Origin of the sequence: Shewanella sp. SP1S2-4 (assembly GCF_031932075.1) — a bacterium.
GTDB classification, from domain to species: domain Bacteria; phylum Pseudomonadota; class Gammaproteobacteria; order Enterobacterales; family Shewanellaceae; genus Shewanella; species Shewanella baltica.
Genome location: NZ_JAUOET010000020.1, coordinates 13,339 through 32,614, shown reverse-complemented (window position 1 = coordinate 32,614; position 19,276 = coordinate 13,339). Strand labels below are relative to the sequence as shown.

The following is a 19,276-nucleotide window of genomic DNA, read 5'->3' as shown; positions in this document are numbered from 1 at the left end:
TTCACATGTGCCTTTACATACGGAACACACCAAAGCGGGTGTCTTCAATAGGGGCGTTTAACGCCGCCGATAGGGCAAGGCCGACCACATCACGGGTTTGCGCTGGGTCGATAATGCCGTCATCCCATAAACGGGCGCTGGCATGATACGGATGACCTTCTTTGTCGTACTGGGCGACAATCGGCGCTTTAAAGGCTTTTTCAGCTTCAGCCGACCATTCTTCACCTTTTCGGGCTAAACCGTCGCGGCGCACTGTGGCGAGTACGCCAGCCGCTTGCTCGCCACCCATCACAGAGATACGGGCGTTAGGCCACATCCACATCATGGTCGGTTCGAACGCGCGGCCACACATGCCGTAGTTACCCGCGCCGTAGCTGCCGCCGATAATTACAGTGAATTTAGGCACATTGGCGCAAGAAACCGCGGTCACCATTTTAGCGCCGTGTTTGGCTATGCCTTCGTGTTCGTACTTTTTACCCACCATAAAGCCGGTGATGTTTTGCAGGAACAGCAGCGGAATTTTGCGCTGGCAGCATAGTTCAATAAAGTGTGCGCCTTTTTGCGCCGACTCTGAGAACAGAATGCCGTTGTTGGCGACGATACCGACAGGGTAACCGTGAATACGGGCAAAACCGCACACTAAGGTTGCGCCGTAGTTGGCTTTAAACTCATCAAAATCAGAATCATCGACGATACGGGCGATCACTTCTTTGACATCAAAGGGCTTTTTAAGATCGGTGCCGACAATGCCGTACAGTTCGCTAATGTCAAATCTTGGCGGCTTGACTGGGCTCAGCAGTGATTTGATTTCTTTTTGATGATTAAGGCGTGATACCGCGCGGCGGGCAAGCTCCAGCGCGTGCTCATCGTTTTGCGCTAAATGGTCCGCCACGCCGGAAATTTTGGTGTGCACTTCGGCGCCGCCCAGTTCTTCGGCGCTAACTTCTTCGCCAGTGGCCGCTTTCACTAATGGCGGGCCCGCTAAGAAGATAGTGCCTTGATCTTTTACGATAATGGATTCATCCGCCATGGCGGGCACGTAGGCACCACCTGCGGTACATAAGCCCATGACCACAGCGATTTGTGGGATACCTTTGGCGGACATTTGCGCTTGGTTGTAAAAGATACGGCCGAAATGGTCGCGGTCTGGGAACACTTCATCTTGGCGGGGCAGGTTAGCGCCGCCCGAGTCGACTAAATAAATACAAGGCAAGTGACAACGGCTGGCAATATCTTGGGCACGAAGGTGTTTTTTGACGGTAATCGGGTAGTAAGTGCCGCCCTTAACTGTAGCGTCGTTGGCGATGATCATGCATTCCACGCCACTCACACGGCCGATACCGGCAATAATGCCCGCTGCGGGCACTTCTTCGTCGTAGACTTCAAACGCCGCAAATTGCGACAGTTCTAAAAAGGGTGAACCTGCATCGAGCAGCTTTTCAACCCGTTGACGAGGCAGTAATTTACCACGGGACAAATGGCGCTCCAGCGCCACAGGGCCGCCACCGAGTTCGATTTTATTGAGTTTAGTTTTAAGATCGGCCACTAGGGCGGCCATATCGTCGGATTTTGCTTTAAATTCATCGCTACGGGCGTTGATACGACTGCTAATTTGCGTCACTTTGATTGTCCTTATAAAGCGGAAACTCGGTATCACCTTGCTCGAATGGGTGGCGCAAACTGTAAATTACAGTGCAGTGCTACCCATTCACTTGTGAGAGATTATTGGAACTCGCGTTATTTCGACTCATTGAACAGTTCGCGGCCAATCAGCATGCGGCGAATTTCTGAGGTGCCTGCGCCGATTTCATACAGCTTGGCATCACGCAGTAAGCGGCCGGTGGCGTATTCGTTAACATAACCATTGCCGCCGAGTAGTTGGATTGCATCCAGTGCCATTTTTGTTGCTAATTCAGCGCTATACAGAATCGCACCTGCGGCGTCTTTACGGGTGGTTTCACCGCGGTCACAGGATTTTGCTACGGCATATACGTAGGATTTGGCGGCATTCATGCCGGTGTACATATCGGCTAACTTGCCTTGTACCAGTTGGAATTCACCAATCGATTTGCCAAATTGTTCGCGCTCGTGGATGTAAGGTACAACGATATCCATGCAGGCGTTCATGATCCCCAGCGGGCCGCCAGATAGCACGACGCGCTCGTAATCTAAGCCGCTCATCAGCACTTTAACGCCGTTGTTGAGGCCACCTAAAATGTTTTCTTCTGGCACTTCCACATCTTCAAACACTAATTCGCAGGTGTTAGAGCCGCGCATGCCGAGTTTGTCGAGTTTTTGTGCTTGGCTGAAACCTTTCGAATCACGCTCAACGATAAAGGCGGTAATACCGTGTGCACCTTTGGTTAAGTCGGTTTTAGCGTAAATCACATAGGTGTGCGCATCGGGACCGTTGGTGATCCACATCTTGTTACCGTTTAAGATGAAACGGTCGCCTTCTTTACGGGCGTGTAACTTCATTGATACTACGTCAGAACCTGCGTTTGGCTCACTCATGGCGAGTGCGCCAATATGTTCACCGCTCACCAGTTTTGGCAGATACTTGGCTTTTTGCGCGGCATTACCGTTACGGTTGATTTGATTCACACACAGGTTTGAGTGGGCGCCGTAGCTTAGGCCGATAGAGGCCGATGCGCGGGAGATTTCTTCCATCGCCACGACGTGGGCAAGGTAGCCCATGTTCGCGCCGCCGAATTCTTCAGCTACGGTCACGCCGAGCAGTCCCATACTCCCCAGCACAGGCCAAAGTTCATTGGGAAAGGCGTTGTCGTGGTCCACTTTCGCGGCAATCGGGGCGATTTCGTGAGTGGCAAAATCTTGCACCGCATCGCGCAGCATGTCGACGTCTTCGCCTAGGCCAAAATTCAGACTTGTATAGAGAGAGTTCATTGCTTGTGTCCTTTCAGATGTTCTAATTTCAGATGATTAAACTCTGATGTTTAAATTTATAGTTTTTATGATTTTTAGGTGCTTGAGTCTTTTAAATCTTGTACTTAATCCTAGTGCTAACATCCTGCGTCTTGAGATGCGCTAGTCAATCATATTGACTTGATCTTGTTGTCACTGGGATTTAGGCTTTTGCCGTTTTGTTATCTTCTAAGGCTAAGCGGCATTGCTGCTCGGCGGAATTGAGTTCCATCAACACCACTTTAATGTCGTCCATTTGCTGCTGTAGGGCGGATTTCTTTTCTTCCACTAGCGCCAGCATGGTATTGAGCTGTGAGGTGCTGCTCTTGTCGGCATCGTATAATTCGAACAGGCGACGGGTTTCTGCCAACGAAAAGCCCAAGCGTTTACCGCGAAGAATGAGCTTGAGGCGCACTCTGTCTTTGAGGCTATAAATACGGGTTTGGCCGCGGCGTTTAGGCTTAAGTAAACCTTGGTCTTCGTAAAAACGAATACTACGAGTAGTGATATCAAACTCTTTTGAGAGATCACTGATCGAGTAAGTCGTTTGTGGTGTGTTCGTTGCGCTCATTCATGCACCCTAAATAATCAGTTTTAAGCAAGATATATGAAGTTTACGTAAAGGTAAAGATTTTGGCTTTTATTCTGTTGGCAAAAAAGTGTCAATCCCAATTGCCATCAGCCTGTGCAGCGAGATTAAAACGAGTGCTTTAAATTAATGTTCTCGCATAAAACCACATATCTTTTCTGGTTATAGGCTAACGTCTAATAGTGAGCTTGAGGCCCCCCTGTTAATAATGGTTGTTGGAAGGGGTAGTTATTGCGGCTGACGATTTTAGCCGCAGTCCTGATTGGAGGACATATGTTGACCGAACAGCAAAATGCATCTGTAGCGCAAGCCGCAAATCAAAAACAGAACCAACAAAAACATCAAGCGTTGCACCAAGCATCCTTGCTTAATAAAGCCGAATTCTGGGGAGAAGCGGCGAAGACGCTCGATTGGATTAAGCCGGCGCACACTGTGCTCGATGAATCGCAGGCGCCGTTTTATCACTGGTTCGCCGATGGTGAGATGAACACTTGTTACAACGCCGTCGACCGCCATGTGTTGGCCGGACGCGGTGACCAAGTGGCGATCCAGTACGTGAGCCCAGTAACGGACACTGAATACGGCATTAGCTACGCGGAGCTACAGGCTCAAGTGAGCCGACTCGCGGGCTTTATGCAATCTATTGGTATAGGGAAGGGCGACCGTGTGGTGATTTATATGCCTATGGTGCCGGAAACCGCTTTCGCTATGTTGGCCTGTGCCCGCATAGGTGCGATTCATTCTGTGGTCTTTGGTGGCTTTGCCGCCAATGAACTCGCGACTCGGATTAACGATGCCAAACCTAAATTGGTACTGTCGGCATCCTGCGGAATTGAGCCTTCGGGCGTGATTCCTTATAAGCCTTTACTAGACAAAGCATTGGAACATGCTGTTCATCAGGTGGAGCATTGCCTGATTTTAAATCGCTGCCAGTATCAAGCCGATTTGCAGGATGGCCGTGACTTAGATTGGCAAGCCGCGTTATCGACTGCACCTAAGGCCGATTGTGTTTCTCTTAATGCTACAGATCCCTTGTATGTGCTTTATACCTCAGGCACCACGGGTCAGCCTAAAGGTGTGGTGCGCGATAATGGCGGCCATGCAGTGGCACTGGCTTGGTCGATGCAACATATTTACGATATTCAAGCGGGCGATGTGTTTTGGGCCGCGTCCGATGTGGGCTGGGTTGTGGGTCATTCTTACATTGTGTATGGACCGCTGCTGGTGGGTGCTACAACCTTAATGTATGAAGGCAAACCTGTTGGTACGCCCGATCCCGGTGCTTTTTGGCGTACGATTGCCAAATATAAAGTCAAAAGTTTTTTCACCGCGCCGACGGCCATTCGCGCAATCAAGCGTGAAGATCCTGATGGTGAGTATCTACAAGGTGTTGATTTAGCTTGTCTTAAAAACGTGTTTTTAGCAGGTGAACGTTGCGATCCCGACACTTTAGTTTGGGCACACACTAAACTCGCTAAACCTGTTATCGATCACTGGTGGCAAACCGAAACGGGTTGGCCAGTTGCGGCAAATTTGATGGGCACAGCGCCCGTCGCCATTAAGCCGGGCTCACCCGCTTTACCTGTGCCTGGTTATGCGGTTGAAGTAGTGGATGAATTGGGTGAGCAAGTTGCGCCCAATACCTCGGGGAATGTGGTGATTAAATTGCCTCTGCCGCCGGGAACCTTAACTACATTGTGGCAAAATGATCAACGCTATCAAGATAGTTACTTGTCTATGTATCCAGGTTATTACTTAACTGGCGATGCGGGTTATACCGATGAAGATGGTTATCTCTACATTATGAGTCGTATCGATGACATCATAAATGTAGCAGGACACAGGCTATCGACCGGACGTTTTGAAGAAGTATTGTGTCAACACCCTGATGTGGCCGAAGCGGCTGTGATTGGGGTGGATGACCAGCTTAAAGGTCAAGTTCCCCTCGGATTAGTGGTACTCAAGAAAGGCGTGACGATCAGCGATGAAGAGCTGCATAAACAGTTAATTACGCTGGTACGCCAAGAAATTGGTCCTGTCGCCTCCTTTAGGTTAGTGAGTGCGATTCAAAAATTGCCTAAAACGCGCTCAGGGAAGATTCTACGCGGTACTATGCGAAAAATTGCCGATAATCAGCAATATACTGCACCTGCGACCATAGAAGATCCACAGACTTTAGATCTAGTACGCACCGCACTCACTCGCATGGGTTATGCCGATGCCTTAATCTAAGCTTGCGTTTAGTGAATGGGGATTTCATGTTGGAAATTCCCACTCTAAAAATCGCTTGCTGTTGCGAATTGAAACAAATATCCCCGCTAAATTTGAGCAATAGTCCATTATGATTTGCTATTCTTGCCGCGTATTTATTGAATGTTTTTGCTACTCAATTGCATTATTTTGAGTTGTTTATATGCGGGAATTGAGCATTAGCAATTGTTTAATTCATTCAACTAAAATCACCACTAGAAGCAGTGTGTATCTATGGATATTTTAGATACACATCACTGACTACTTTATATTCTCACCGGCTTAGGGACGACCCTAAACATGCCTTAATTTGGTAGGGGACGACCCCTAATTAGGAGTTCACTATGAGTTGGTTCTTATTAGTCCTTGCGGGTTTATTCGAAATTGGTTGGGCCATAGGGCTTAAATATACCGAAGGTTTTACACGTTTGTGGCCAAGTATCTTTACAGTGGCGTCGATGGCCGTGAGTGTGTTGCTACTAGGACTCGCGGTTAAGCAACTGCCTATCGGTACGGCTTACGGCGTGTGGGTCGGCATTGGCGCTATGGGCACAGCTATCGCGGGAATTATCCTGTTAGGAGAAGGAGTTAGCTTACTTAAGATTGCCAGTTTGATACTGATATTACTGGGCGTTTTAGGGCTTAAACTCGCAAACTAAGTTGTCGATAAACGTGCCAATACAAGTATCACTTGGGCTAAGTCCTAACTAACCCGTTTCGCAATACGGGATTGGCAATCTCACTGTAATCGAGATTGCCAATCGTATGCATCGCCTTTTCTCTCTGGTAATTAAGTTACAAAGATCGGTATAATTACCCCTCAAAATTGGTTAGCTCTAACCTCTGTGACCCGTGGGAATTATATAATGCAAAACCACAGCAATCTTAATGATATCGGCGTAATTGGCCTTGGCGTTATGGGTAAAAACCTCGCGCTAAACATCGCGGATAACCAATATCACGTCAGCGCATTTGACCTCGATCCTGTTAAAGTTAATGGTGTTATACAGCAAGAAAAACAGGAACGCGCTGGACTCGAACCTCGCATTCTTGGCTGTGCTAATCTTACCGAAATGTTAGCCAGTCTCACAAAACCCCGCATTCTTGTGCTTTCTGTTCCCGCGGGCGCACCCGTCGATGGTGTCTGTAGTGCTTTGATTTCTGCCGGAATTGAGTCCGATGATATCGTTATCGATACCGGTAACAGCCTATGGACTGACACTGTTGAGCGTGAAGCGCGCTACAAAGGTCAGTTTGTATTTTTCAGCTCTGCGGTTTCGGGCGGTGAAGTCGGTGCGCGTTTCGGTCCATCACTTATGCCAAGCGGCGATATCGATGCATGGCATCACGTTGCACCTATTTGGAAAGCCATTGCCGCTAAGGTTGATTCAAGTACAGGTTTACCCATAGAGCGCTTTGAGCCGGGTAATCCAGTGACAGAAGGCGAGCCATGCACGACTTATATTGGTCCTGCGGGTTCTGGCCATTACGTGAAGATGGTGCACAACGGTATTGAATACGCTGATATGCAGTTGATTTGCGAAGCCTATCAAATGCTGCATGACGGTTTAGGCATGAGCGCTGCAGAAGTGGGCGATGTGTTTGAACACTGGAACAAAGGCAGCTTAAACAGCTATTTGATGGGGATCAGTGCCGAAGTCTTAAAACAGGCCGATCCATTAACGGGTAAACCGTTGGTGGAAATGATCTTAGATAAAGCGGGCCAAAAAGGCACGGGTTTGTGGACGGCCGTGAGCAGTTTACAAATTGGTTGTCCGGCACCGACGATTGCTGAAGCTGTATATGCTCGCGCCGTAAGTACCCAAAAATCCTTACGTTTACAACTTAGCCAGAAATTGGCTGGGCCAAATGCACCTGCTATCGATGATGCGCAAAAAGCGCAGTTGATTGAAGCCCTTGAAAGTGCATTATATTGCGCGAAAGTGTGTTGTTACGCGCAAGGCTTCCAGTTGATGGCAATGACGGCCCATGAGCAAAAATGGCAGTTAAACTTTGCTGAAATTGCAAAAATTTGGCGTGCGGGTTGTATTATTCGCGCGACGTTCTTGCAATCAATCACTCAAGCCTATGAAGACAATGCCGATCTTAGCAATCTGTTGATGGCAGACAGTTTTGCGTCAGCTTTATCTGAAAAGCAAGGCCTATGGCGCACTGCGGTAGCGACTGCGGTAATGCAAGGTATTCCAGCGCCGTGTATTAGCTCAGCACTGGCATATTACGACAGTTACCGCTGCGAAACATTACCAGCGAACTTGCTCCAAGGTCAGCGTGACTTTTTCGGCTCTCATACCTTTGAGCGTATCGATACGCCAGCTGGCGAGAAATATCACTTAGATTGGAGCGCCAAAGAGCGCACTTTAGCTAAGGTTTAATCTAAGGTTCTGCCCGCTATCAAAATGAAAAACGCCCCCTTGATAAGGGGCGTTTTTGTTTATGGTCGATGATTATATAACGGCTTATGAATTTTTGACTTCAATTCATTTTAAGTCACTAAGCTAAATCTTAAGCTTGAATTCCTAAGCATTCAGCTCAGATGAAAAGGCGATCAGCTTTTGCCAGAGTGCTTGGGCGACAGGGCCCAAAGGTGAGTGGGGTTTTCGCATCACATAGTAATCGAGTTGAATGTTGTTTTGTCTTTCGCGTAGTTCCAATGCAATCAATACACCTTGTTTGAGTGAATCTTCAATCATATAGTGCGGCAGCTTGCCCCAGCCCATACCACTTTGAATAAGCATTTTCTTGGTATAAAAATCATTAACATACCAACGTCGTTGCCCCGCTTGTACCCCAAACTCAATATTCGCAGTGCCTGAGCCCGTATCTTGGATCACGATTTGATATTCGTTAACGAGCTCTCGTGCGTAGCTCAGTGTCGGATGACGCTCAAGCATGCGCGGCGCGGCGACATCGAGCAGGCTACCGGAAAATAGATAGGCTAATTCTAAATGACTCGAGCGTATGGGCTCAATTCCGCCCGCGGAGATGATGATTTCGGCTTTATCTTGATTCAGCGCTTCGAGCGCACCAGTTAAAAATTCTTGTTTGAGAATGATTTGGGTGTAGGGGAACTCATTTTGAGTCAGTTCTAAAATCGGTAGAATTCGAGCGAGATTGAAAGAGGCTTCAAAAGCTAAGGTGATACTCGCTTCGTTGCCTTTGGCTAAATGTTTCGCCACTTGCTTCATTTCCTGCGCTTCATTCAGCACCCGCTGGGTATGTTGCAGCAGTTTTCGGCCTTGCTCTGTGATAGCGAGTCGATAACCTTCACGGTTAAATAAGATGAGATCGAGTTGAGATTCTAACTGTTTGATACTTTGACTAATGGCGGGTTGAGTTTTATGTAGCTTGTCACTGGCGGCTTTGAGTGAGCCCGCCTCAGCCACGGTTTTAAACATCAGCAGTTGGTCTAAGGTCACTGGGATTGCTCGCAAGTCATAAATTATTAGTTTATGAGATATTAGATTTTATTCCATATTTATCTTTTATCGGCTCATAATCTACTCCATTCTCGCTCGTCGTCTGCGCATTTATGCCCAAGACTGACGGCAATATTAAGATCAATGGGGTGTGTGCGATGCGATTTTTAAACTTATGTGGTGCTAAGGGCTCAAGTATCAATAGCTTAGTTGCTGAGGCCGATTCGCAGAAGCTATTCCTTTGTGCCAATACACTCAATCGCGCCGCCGCAACCGTCACACTGGCGATGAGCATAGTGTTTTTTATCTCGGGATTTGCCAAGTTATTTGGCGTGCCTATGTTCCATGTTCCGTTTACTTTGATGAATCTTCCCACCGGATTTGGCTATTTTATTGGTTTGATGGAAGTGATTGGCGCCCTTGGATTGTGTCTACGTGACTACCGAGTGCTATCGGCGAGCGGTTTGCTGGCGATTATGATGGGGGCGATTTATTTCCACTTTAACTATGAAGCGGCGATTAATGCACTGCCTGCATTGAGTTTATCGGCTGGACTCTTTCTAGTTATCAAACTGGATGAAATTATTGAGCGTTTAGTGCAATTTCAGCGGCAGTTGGCGCTAAGTCGCTCCGCATTTTAAGTGATAAAAATAGAGTCTGAAGTCAGTCGTACCGATATAAGTTAATCAACAAGAGAAAGCCATGATGCAAGTTAAAGCGAGTCGTATGCCTGTGCTATTTGTGCCCCACGGTGGTGGTCCAATGCCTTTGCTAAATGATGCCAATCATAAAGAGTTGTGTGCTTTTATAACCTCAGTGACCGCGCCCATTGAAACCCCTAAGGCGATTGTGCTGATCACCGCCCATTGGGAAGAATCTGTGGTGACCTTGTCGAGTAGCCCTAAGCCCGGCATTTTATATGACTACTATGGTTTTCCACCCGAAGCGTATCAGCTGACATATCCTGCACCGGGTGAGCCAGAATTAGCGGCGCAGATTGCGAATATGCTCGCGGATAAAGGTATCGCCGCCCGCTTAGATAGCGAACGCGCATTTGATCACGGTACCTTTGTACCACTTAAGTTGATGTATCCCGAGGCGAATATTCCCGTAGTACAAATGTCGTTAGTCCACAGTCTCGATCCTGAAACCCATATAGCGATTGGCGAAGCCTTAGCGCCGCTGCGGGATCAAGGGGTATTGATTGTGGGCTCAGGGATGTCGTTTCACAATATGCGGGCGTTTTTTTCAAGCGATCCCACGGTCCAAAGTCGCAGCGCAGAGTTTGACTATTGGCTGACGCAAACATTAACCGCAAGCGTGAACACTGCCGAGACCAAAACAGCACTGACTCACTGGCAAGCGGCTCCTGAGGCGCGGTTTAGTCATCCGCGGGAAGAACATTTATTGCCTCTGCATGTGTGTTTCGGTGCTGGACACAGTGATTCATCCCAAGCGCTACGTAACTTTAACGGCATTTTATTAAATACACTGATCTCAGGCTATATATGGCAATAATCTGGCAGTAATCTGGCAATAGTCTGATGTTGGATTGCCGTGGTCGAACATGACAGTAAACCTAAGGCTAAGCATATTTAGCCAATAAAAAAGGTTCGTATCCTCGACAGATACGAACCTTTGTTGTATTCAGGATTAAGCTGCGGCTGCTTGTAGCGACCAGTTGCATTAGCCTAGCGGCTTTACTCTTATGCGGTAAACACTAAACCCACGCTAAACAAGGTACTGAAAATCATCGTTAACTTAGCCGTGCGGCCGAGTAACGGATTTAACGCTTCACCAGACACCGCATAGAAATCGCTGCTGAGTTTACGGGCGATAAGCAGTGACAACCCCGCGAGCAATACTGGTAACCCAGGTAAAATACCCAGTAGAAAGCCTGCAATCACTAAGCCGAAGGGCAGGTAAATCAGCGCTTGATATAACACTTTTGATTGTGCTTCGCCGATACGTACTGCCAGAGTGTGTTTGCCAGCTTGGGTGTCGGTACGAATATCGCGGGTGTTATTCACCAGCATGATAGCCGCATTGAACAGCCCAATGGCGCAGCCTAATAACCAAGCATTGATTGTTGTATCGCCCGCCTGCAGATAATAACTCCCCACGACGGCGACTAATCCGAAAAAGATAAAGGCCGCGACTTCGCCCAGCCCATGGGAAGCGAGGGGGTAGGGGCCACCACTGTAACCGAGTGCACCTAAAATGGCGGCCGCGGCGAGAATCGCGATAGGCCAGCCTCCGTGCCAAATTAAATAGGAACCCACTGCAAGCGCCATTAATAGGCAAAATATCATGGCATTGCGGACGCTCGTTGGTGGAATTAAACCACTTTGCGTCACGCGAACGGGTCCTAAGCGTTCGGCCGTGTCTATGCCGTTTTTAAAGTCAAAATAGTCGTTAGCGAGATTGACGGCAATTTGTAATAGCACAGCGCACAGCATAGAAGTGGCAGCGATTAACCAGCTGTAACTCTCAAGATGCAGGGCGAGAATATTGCCTATCAATAGGGGACCTATGGCCGCGGGTAGCGTACGGGGTCTTATAGCTAAAATCCAAGGATTCATGGCGTCCAGTCGTTATTGGTAAATGGGAATGGTATCGAACAAGGGCTCAATTAGCGCATAGCATAACAAGATTTAACACGAAAGTGAGCACTATCTAATAAACGCATTTAACAGAGTTTGAATTGGCGCACATATGTTCACTGATGTAGGCGGAGATTTGTCGTCAAGCTCAAAGAAAATCAAAAAAGTCTGTGTTTCTATAGCGGATGTTGTTGGAGACGCTGCACCGCCCAAGACATAGGCGTAACGCTAAATCCTATGTTCAACTGGAGATACCACAGGTGCGAGTCGCCTTATGCGGGTTGTTTTTGTGCATTCATTGGCTGCGTTTTGCCGCTACTGTCATGCCGATAAGGATACATTTGGATGCGTTTCGATAATAAGGTGGCGTTAGTCACTGGGGCGGGAGCTGGGCTAGGTCGAGCCTATGCCATCATGTTGGCTGAGCGGGGCGCGAAAGTGGTGCTCGTTGATCAGCCGTTATCGTCATCCGAGTCTATTTCTACCGACAGCGCTCAAACAATGCCGGCCAACTTAGCATTGATGCAAACCTACTGCAGCATTATTAAACTCGGCGGTGACTGTCTCTACTTTGTGCTTGATGTTAGCCAGCGGGATGAAGTAAACCGCATGGTCGAAGAGGTGATCCTACGTTGGCATCGCATTGATATCTTGATTAATAACGCGGGGGTCTACGGTGCTTGTCCGTTCGAACACATTAAGCTTGAGCAGTGGCAACGGCAATTGGATGTCGATCTCAATGGCAGTTTTTATCTGACGCAAGCCGTTTGGCCCTATATGCAACAACAGGATTATGGTCGGATCATGATGACGACGGGAGCTTCGGCCTTATTTGGTGATTTGCATCAAGTCGGTTTCAGCGCGAGTAAAATGGCGCTGGTGGGCATGGTGAATTGCTTATCGATAGAAGGAGAAATTCATAATATTCGCGTCAATAGTTTATGCCCACAGGCCGTCACAGCGATGACAGCCAAACATTTAGCAAGTGCGATTCAGCCGTTATTTTCCTTTGAGTCATTAACCGCCACGACGGCTTTTTTGGTGAGTGAACAGGCGCCCAATGGTCAACACTTACTCGCAGGTGCGGGCAGTGTCAGCCATGGCATGTTTGTTGAGTTTCAGCCTATGTATTTTAATGAGGGGCTTTTTACGCCAGATAATCTCGCGCAGCAGTGGCCTCAGTTACACCAATCCTTTCCTGTTACTTTGCACTCCAGTGGTGAGGATAAAGTCTTGTCTTGGTCTCAGTTAAGTGCGCTAGAACACCATATTAAAATTGACTGATGAGTGACACTGTTACCCATAACTCAGCCCATGACCTCTGTTATTAAACCGCGTTAACGGATCAAGTAAAACCCTTCACAATACGCAGATGACACCCGCACTGAACTTGAGTCAAGCCTCGTTTAAATCCTGTATAGTGGGAGTGATGATTTCATTGTGAATAATCGATAGAAGACTGGTCAGCTTAAGGCGAACTGAGTTACCCTTTAGCATTAATGGCTAATTATGCAGTAGGATCCCATGAGTCAGGTATTAGACGATCTTTTATCATTACTTTCCCTTGAGCAAATTGAAATCGGCCTCTTTCGTGGTCAGAGCCAAGATCTGGGATTTGGGCATGTGTTTGGTGGTCAAGTGATGGGGCAAGCGCTGAGCGCCGCTAAACAAACCGTCCCAGTTGAGCGTAAGGTCCACTCATTACACTCTTACTTTTTACGTGCAGGTGACGAGAAGTTACCGATTGTGTATGAAGTCGAAAATATGCGAGATGGCGGCAGTTTTAGTGCGCGCCGCGTGAGTGCAATTCAAAAAGGTCGACCGATTTTCCACATGACCTGTTCCTTCCAAGAACCGGAAGAAGGATTTAGTCATCAAGCGATGATGCCGCAAGTACCTGGACCTGAAGGTTTATTGAATCAGCAGGAATTAGCGCTGACGATGCGGGATAAAGTGCCGCCGAGTATACTCGAAAAGTTTATGGCCGATGCGCCCATTGAGATGCGACTGGTTAATCCATTACATCCCTTTGCGCCCAAAGAAACCGAGCCGTACCGTCATGTGTGGATGAGGGCCAATGGTCCCATGCCAAATGACGCCCATATTCATGAATATTTACTCGCCTATGCCTCGGACTTTAACTTTCTGGTGACAGCGGCTCAGCCCCACGGCGTGTCGTTTTTAAGTCCTGGAGTGCGCATGGCTACTATAGATCATGCGATGTGGTTCCATCGTCCGATTAATATGGGAGAGTGGTTGCTTTATAGTATTGATAGCCCCAATGCCAGCGGTGGCAGAGGTTATGTCAGAGGGCAGTTTTTCAATCAACAAGGCGAGTTAGTGGCTTCTTCTACCCAAGAAGGTCTGATCCGCATGGTAAAAGGACGTTAGTATGTTGCTTAAGATAAGGTCGTTTGTATTAGTCTCGCTCATGGCTATTCTGCTCAATGGCTGCGTGACGGTTAAACCTGAACCCCCAATTATTATCAATGGCGCAGCGGGTTATTTAGAGAAGATCCCTTTGCCTCAAGGTTGCCAAATCACGATTGCTATCATTGATTTGAATACACCGGGTGTTATCGTTGCACAGAAAACCTTTAACATCGCCAGAGCGCCAGTGCCGTTTAAATTTACGTTGCCCGCCAAATCGATCGATAAGAGTATTCAATATGGTGTTGTGGCAATGATCAAATTCCAAGACCAAGTGATCTTCCAAACCTATGACAGGTTCCCTGTCGTCAATAATGATAAGTTCACAACAGAAGTATTAATGAAGGCGGTTATGGCTAATTAACCACGCTTAATTATCGGCCCATATCGGTTTTGGATTGATAAAGATGTAGCCCTTTCAATTTATATTGCAAGGGCTTTTTAATGGTTAATATTTGAACTTGCATGCTGTGTCTGTGACATAAGATAGGGTTTTTCTTTATATAGAACTAAGAATATTAATGCATATGTCAGTATTTATTTATAAAAGTGGGCCATGTGGGCAAATGGTACTTGCGCTAAATTGTTTTAAAATTGATTATTATTTGTTTGTTTTTTGTTAATTATTTTGGTTGCTTTTGTTTGTTGTTGTAACTGTTTTTTTGAGGGCGCCAATATTTTTACGGTAACACGTTCCGTTTGTGTTTACATTAACTAGGTGATTAATTCTTGATTTCAAGTATTTAATTGTATTGATTATTTTGTTTTCCAGTAACTTTATATATTAGTCTGGTCTTACAGTCTATCCGACTCACTAAACAAACTATTTAGCTTTTTTATCATAAATGGACCCTGACAAATGATTTACTGGGCTACGTTCTGTTAACTTGGTGTTTTAATTTGTGTCTGCGCGTGTTACAAATTGTAGCGATAAAACTCAGTGATCATCATCACAGTAAATTGAATGGTTATTCATAAAAAATGTCAGTTACAGGTGACGTTCTTGGTTGTTGCAATGTTTTCAAGCCACCAACCTGAGTTTTATAAATCATACAACTTATAAGAATTAGGGAAGTCACAATGAAAACTAAAATAGCACTAGCAGTGTCTATGGCGCTGTTATCGTCGGCGGCAAATGCGCAAACAGTTTTATCACCCACTGGTGAAACACTTCAGTTAGATATTCCAAGTGAACTACAAGCAATGTCATTACGCGGTAATGCTGCCGGGGCTGAAGTTAAGTTTGTACCAGAAGCAGATTTAGGTGAGGGTGAATATACTTATATCGTTCGTTTACGCGATAGTTCGGTTGCTAATTACCAAGGAACTATTCCAGGATTGAAAGCGACTAGTTCACAAAGAGTGCAGGTAAACGGTACTTCAAAAGTTGCTGTGAACGGTAAACTTGATGCTTCTAAAGCTGAAGTCAAAAGTTATGTTAGTTATTTGAAAGTAAAACAGAACCGATTTTTAGCTAACGCAAGTGCGGCTATTGGCACCAATCTGCAGCCATTAACGACCTATCAGTATGCGTTAAACGGTATGGCAGTTCGCATGACTCAAGCTCAAGCGAAGAAAATGGCTGAGTTACCTGAGGTTGCGTTTGTTGAGCGCGAGCGCATGGAACAAATGGAAACTGATGTCAGTCAAGCGCTTATCGGTTCGCCAAATGTATGGGATGGCAGTGCAACGGGCACTAAAGCCATGGGTGAAGGTGTGATTGTCGGTATCATCGACTCAGGTATTAACTCTGACCATGCTTCATTTGCGGATGTTGGCCAAGATGGTTATGACCACACTAACCCATTAGGTCAAGGCATCTATATTGGTGACTGTAAAACTGACTTCGCCAGCATGTGTAACGACAAACTGATCGGTGTCCGTAGCTATCCAGAAATCACCAATAACTTTGATGACGTAAAAGTGTATGGTGACACCCCTCCGGCAAAAAATGGTGAGGATTACGGCGGACACGGTTCGCACGTTGCCAGTACAGCAGCGGGTAACATTTTAGTGAATGTCCCTTATGTGCAAGGTGAAACCGGTAAGTTAGAAGGTGATGGTATTGCGACGGGTCTTGAATTTGCGCAAATCTCAGGTGTTGCACCACATGCAAACATCATTGCCTATCAAATCTGTAATCCGGGTAATGCGGGCGACACTTATTCTGGCTGCCCGACCGCACCTATTTTAAAAGCGTTAGACGATGCAATCAAAGATGGCGTCGATGTGATTAACTTTTCAATCAGCGGTGGTGGAAATCCGTGGAATAGTGCAACAGAGCAAGGTTTCTTAGCTGCACGTAATGCGGGTATTTTTGCTGCCGTTGCTGCGGGTAACACACGTGCCGCGACAAATACTAGCCCTGCTATTAATCAAACGCCTTACTCTACACCTAAAAATGCACCTTGGTATACGTCAGTTGCTAATTCGACTCACAATCGTGACATAGTACGTGCCGTTGAATTTAATGGTAAAAACTACAATTACACTGCGGGATCGGGTCCAGTTCAAACTGAAGTGCTCAAAGGTGTGCCTGTTTATGCTGGTACAATTGATGCGGCTAATTTTGAAGCCTGTAAACCATTTGCCGCCGATGCTTTTAAAGATAAGATCGCTGTTTTAAGACGCGGCGGTTGTTCATTCGATATTAAAGTGGCAGCGGCGATGAAAGCTGGCGCTAAGGGTGTGATTGTTTTCAATAGAGATGGTGAAAATAATGCGCGCCTGACCATGTCTGGGCTAGATAAATTGGATATTCCAGCGGTATTTATTGGCGATATCGATGGCTTAGAACTGATTGCTGCTATGGCGGCAAATCCAGCGCTTGAAATCACGCTGTCTCCAACCCCTAAAGTCATCAGTAAAGAAGCGGATATTTTAGCTGCCAGCTCCTTGATTGGACCTAACCTGACTAACGATGTACTCGTGCCTTATGTTGCTGCACCGGGTAGTGATATCTACGCTGCTTATTCAGATCAACAGTTTGGCCATGATAAGACTGGGACTGATCCTGCTGATTTCACTTTGATGTCAGGTACTTCAATGGCGAGTCCTCATGTTGCCGGTGCTGGCGCGTTACTTAAATCGCTGCATAAAGATTGGACCCCAGATAACATTCGTTCTGCGTTAATGATGACAGCAACGACAGCCCAAGCCATGAAAAAAGCCGATGGTAAAACCGTTGCAGATCCGTTTGACGTAGGCGCAGGCCGTATTCGTGTGGATTTAGCGGCAAAATCTGGCTTAGTGATGGATGAAAGTGCCTTAAACTACGAGATTGCTAACCCTACAACAGGTGGCGATCCACGTAAGCTAAACATTCCAAGCATGGCTGATTCACGTTGTATCGATACTTGTACTTGGACACGTACTGTCACTGCAACGGCTGACGGTAGCTGGACTGCAAAAGGTGTTTCCGCAACCGATAAGTTCGCGTTAACTGTGACGCCAGAAAGCTTCAACCTGAAAAAAGGTGAGAGCCAAACTATCACAGTGACTGCTGATGTGACTGACGTGGGTGCAAGTTGGGGCTTTGGTAACTTAGTATTAGCTTCGGAAGCCTTCCCAACGGCTAACATGCCGATCGTGGCTAAGATTGCTAAACGCGACTTACCTGCGGTTGTTAATGTTTCAGCCTCACGTGATGCCGATGAGCGCAATTTAGCTCACTTAAAAGCGATTGATCTACCGGGTGTTGCGGCTACAGTGACTGAACTTAAGTTAAGCGCTACTTATGAATCAAGTGTGAAACAGGATTCAAATACCGATAGTGCATTTGATGATTTAGCCGATGGCGTAAAAGTATTTAGCTTTAACGTTGAAGACAAAGCGTTATATTTCAATGCATCAATCGGTAATACCACCTCTCCTGACTTAGACATGTTTGTGATACTCGATAAGAAAGATGGTAGTAAGCTTTCTATCGCGGCATCTTCTGCGTTTGGTGGTTCAAAAGAAAGTGTGTCTATTAAGAACCCAGTGAAAGGTGAGTATATCGTCGTGATACAAAACTATCAGGCATCTGCAGCCGATGCGGATGATGCTTTTAGTTTGAAACAAGTGACCTTATACGATGAAGCGGGTGATAACTTAACGGCAAATCTTACCGGTGATCATAAAGATTTCAACGTCAACTTAGCGTGGAAACAAGCGATGTTAGTGGGCGATGCAGGCTTGGCAATGCTGACTCTGACCACTACTGATGACAAAGTCGCACCGGTTAAAATTCCAGTTATATTTGAGCGCGTCAGTGATGATGTTTTACCGCCTCTAGGTAGCACTGTTTCTGGCGAGTTAACGCCAGGCGCCGCTAAAGTGATGAAGACCCGTGTCGAAGCGAACAAAACGCAAGAAACCCGCGTTTACACCTTAGAAGCGTTATTACCAGAAGGTCATGAAGTGGCTAATATCAGCCATCAAGGTACGCAAGTGGGCAATAAGATCACTTGGACTATCGAGATGGCCTCTGGTGCCGCGGCGCAAGATGTGACGTTTGACTTAGTGCCACGTAAGGCAAGCCAAGACAACCTTGTGACTTTGACCAACAAAGTGAACAACGAGTCGGCTCAAATCTTGAAGCAAGAATATCAATTTGATGTTCCAGAAGTGGCGCCAGTGGCAGTGATTGAAGCACCGGTATCTGTTCAAGAAGGTAAACCACTGTTTATCGATGCGAGCAAGTCATCCGATGCCAATAATGATCCATTAACCTACAAATGGACTCAGTTAGGTGGCGCGAGCTTTAACTTTGACGCTAATGCAGCCAAGCTTAATCTAGTGGCGCCAGAAGTGAGTGGTACTGCTCAAACAGTGTCATTCCAACTTACTGTAGCGGACAACCATGGCAACAAAGATTCAAGTGTCGTGTCTGTGTCTGTGACTGAAACACCAGCTAAGAAAGATGATGGTGGTTCATTAGGTTGGTTAAGCTTGTTATTGCTACCATTTGCCTTTGGTCGTCGTAAACAAGGCTAATCGCTCAGGGTTAAATCGAGAGGTTTAACAGTAATTTAATAGTAAAAAGAGAAGGGCTGATATTG

General features: G+C 46.6%; 14 protein-coding genes. 9 read left to right on the top strand and 5 right to left on the bottom strand.

Translation table 11 applies throughout. The features are described 5' to 3' along the window. Nucleotides 1–13: 13 nt before the first annotated feature. The 3 genes from Q4Q52_RS16350 to Q4Q52_RS16340 form a co-directional block, all read right to left on the bottom strand. A complete protein-coding gene (locus Q4Q52_RS16350) occupies nucleotides 14–1,621 on the bottom strand; it encodes a carboxyl transferase domain-containing protein (RefSeq protein ID WP_006082320.1) in 1,608 nt (535 codons plus the stop codon). A 116-nt stretch (nucleotides 1,622–1,737) separates the two neighbouring features. Next, entirely contained in the window at nucleotides 1,738–2,907 is a 1,170-nt protein-coding gene (locus Q4Q52_RS16345; protein ID WP_115334271.1) for an isovaleryl-CoA dehydrogenase, read from the bottom strand. 181 nt (nucleotides 2,908–3,088) lie between these two features. Beyond that, nucleotides 3,089–3,496 carry a MerR family transcriptional regulator gene (locus Q4Q52_RS16340; RefSeq protein ID WP_006082318.1) on the bottom strand — a complete coding sequence of 136 codons (408 nt, stop codon included), beginning with the start codon at nucleotides 3,494–3,496 and terminating at the stop codon, nucleotides 3,089–3,091. Nucleotides 3,497–3,787: 291 nt separating this feature from the next. Between Q4Q52_RS16340 and Q4Q52_RS16335 the strand changes: the two genes are divergently transcribed. The 3 genes from Q4Q52_RS16335 to gndA all read left to right on the top strand — a co-directional run bounded on the left by Q4Q52_RS16335 (nucleotide 3,788) and on the right by gndA (nucleotide 8,157). Next, nucleotides 3,788–5,746 carry a propionyl-CoA synthetase gene (locus Q4Q52_RS16335; RefSeq protein ID WP_311991106.1) on the top strand — a complete coding sequence of 653 codons (1,959 nt, stop codon included), beginning with the start codon at nucleotides 3,788–3,790 and terminating at the stop codon, nucleotides 5,744–5,746. A gap of 362 nt (nucleotides 5,747–6,108) precedes the next feature. Next, entirely contained in the window at nucleotides 6,109–6,423 is a 315-nt protein-coding gene (sugE, locus tag Q4Q52_RS16330) for a quaternary ammonium compound efflux SMR transporter SugE (RefSeq protein ID WP_011847232.1), read from the top strand. 207 nt (nucleotides 6,424–6,630) lie between these two features. Continuing rightward, nucleotides 6,631–8,157, top strand: a complete 1,527-nt coding sequence (gene gndA, locus Q4Q52_RS16325; protein WP_311991105.1) for an NADP-dependent phosphogluconate dehydrogenase — start codon at nucleotides 6,631–6,633, stop codon at nucleotides 8,155–8,157. A 144-nt stretch (nucleotides 8,158–8,301) separates the two neighbouring features. Here the strand turns inward: gndA and Q4Q52_RS16320 are convergent, their stop codons facing one another. After that, complete coding sequence (locus Q4Q52_RS16320; protein ID WP_311991104.1) at nucleotides 8,302–9,201, bottom strand: LysR family transcriptional regulator; 900 nt, start codon at nucleotides 9,199–9,201, stop codon at nucleotides 8,302–8,304. A 158-nt stretch (nucleotides 9,202–9,359) separates the two neighbouring features. On the opposite strand from Q4Q52_RS16320, the gene Q4Q52_RS16315 reads away from it, so the two are divergent. Both Q4Q52_RS16315 and Q4Q52_RS16310 read left to right on the top strand, forming a co-directional pair. Next, nucleotides 9,360–9,842: a DoxX family protein gene (locus Q4Q52_RS16315; protein WP_311991103.1), complete on the top strand. Its 483-nt coding sequence runs from the start codon at nucleotides 9,360–9,362 to the stop codon at nucleotides 9,840–9,842. 61 nt (nucleotides 9,843–9,903) lie between these two features. After that, entirely contained in the window at nucleotides 9,904–10,719 is an 816-nt protein-coding gene (locus Q4Q52_RS16310; RefSeq protein WP_311991102.1) for a class III extradiol ring-cleavage dioxygenase, read from the top strand. 188 nt (nucleotides 10,720–10,907) lie between these two features. Here Q4Q52_RS16310 and Q4Q52_RS16305 read toward each other — a convergent pair whose 3' ends face one another. Further along, a complete protein-coding gene (locus tag Q4Q52_RS16305) occupies nucleotides 10,908–11,783 on the bottom strand; it encodes a 1,4-dihydroxy-2-naphthoate polyprenyltransferase (protein WP_006082311.1) in 876 nt (291 codons plus the stop codon). Nucleotides 11,784–12,149: 366 nt separating this feature from the next. Here Q4Q52_RS16305 and Q4Q52_RS16300 point away from each other — a divergent pair, with 366 nt between their 5' ends. From Q4Q52_RS16300 to Q4Q52_RS16285, 4 genes are all read left to right on the top strand, one after another. Beyond that, complete coding sequence (locus Q4Q52_RS16300) at nucleotides 12,150–13,088, top strand: SDR family NAD(P)-dependent oxidoreductase (protein ID WP_311991101.1); 939 nt, start codon at nucleotides 12,150–12,152, stop codon at nucleotides 13,086–13,088. A gap of 240 nt (nucleotides 13,089–13,328) precedes the next feature. Next, nucleotides 13,329–14,195, top strand: coding sequence for an acyl-CoA thioesterase II (gene tesB / locus Q4Q52_RS16295; RefSeq protein ID WP_006082309.1), 867 nt, complete (start codon nucleotides 13,329–13,331; stop codon nucleotides 14,193–14,195). 1 nt (nucleotide 14,196) lies between these two features. Continuing rightward, complete coding sequence (locus Q4Q52_RS16290; RefSeq protein WP_220590659.1) at nucleotides 14,197–14,598, top strand: YbaY family lipoprotein; 402 nt, start codon at nucleotides 14,197–14,199, stop codon at nucleotides 14,596–14,598. Between the two features lie 716 nt (nucleotides 14,599–15,314). Then, nucleotides 15,315–19,211 (top strand): S8 family serine peptidase, encoded by a 3,897-nt coding sequence (locus Q4Q52_RS16285; RefSeq protein ID WP_311991100.1) that lies wholly within the window; start codon nucleotides 15,315–15,317, stop codon nucleotides 19,209–19,211. The last annotated feature ends 65 nt before the right edge of the window (nucleotides 19,212–19,276 follow it).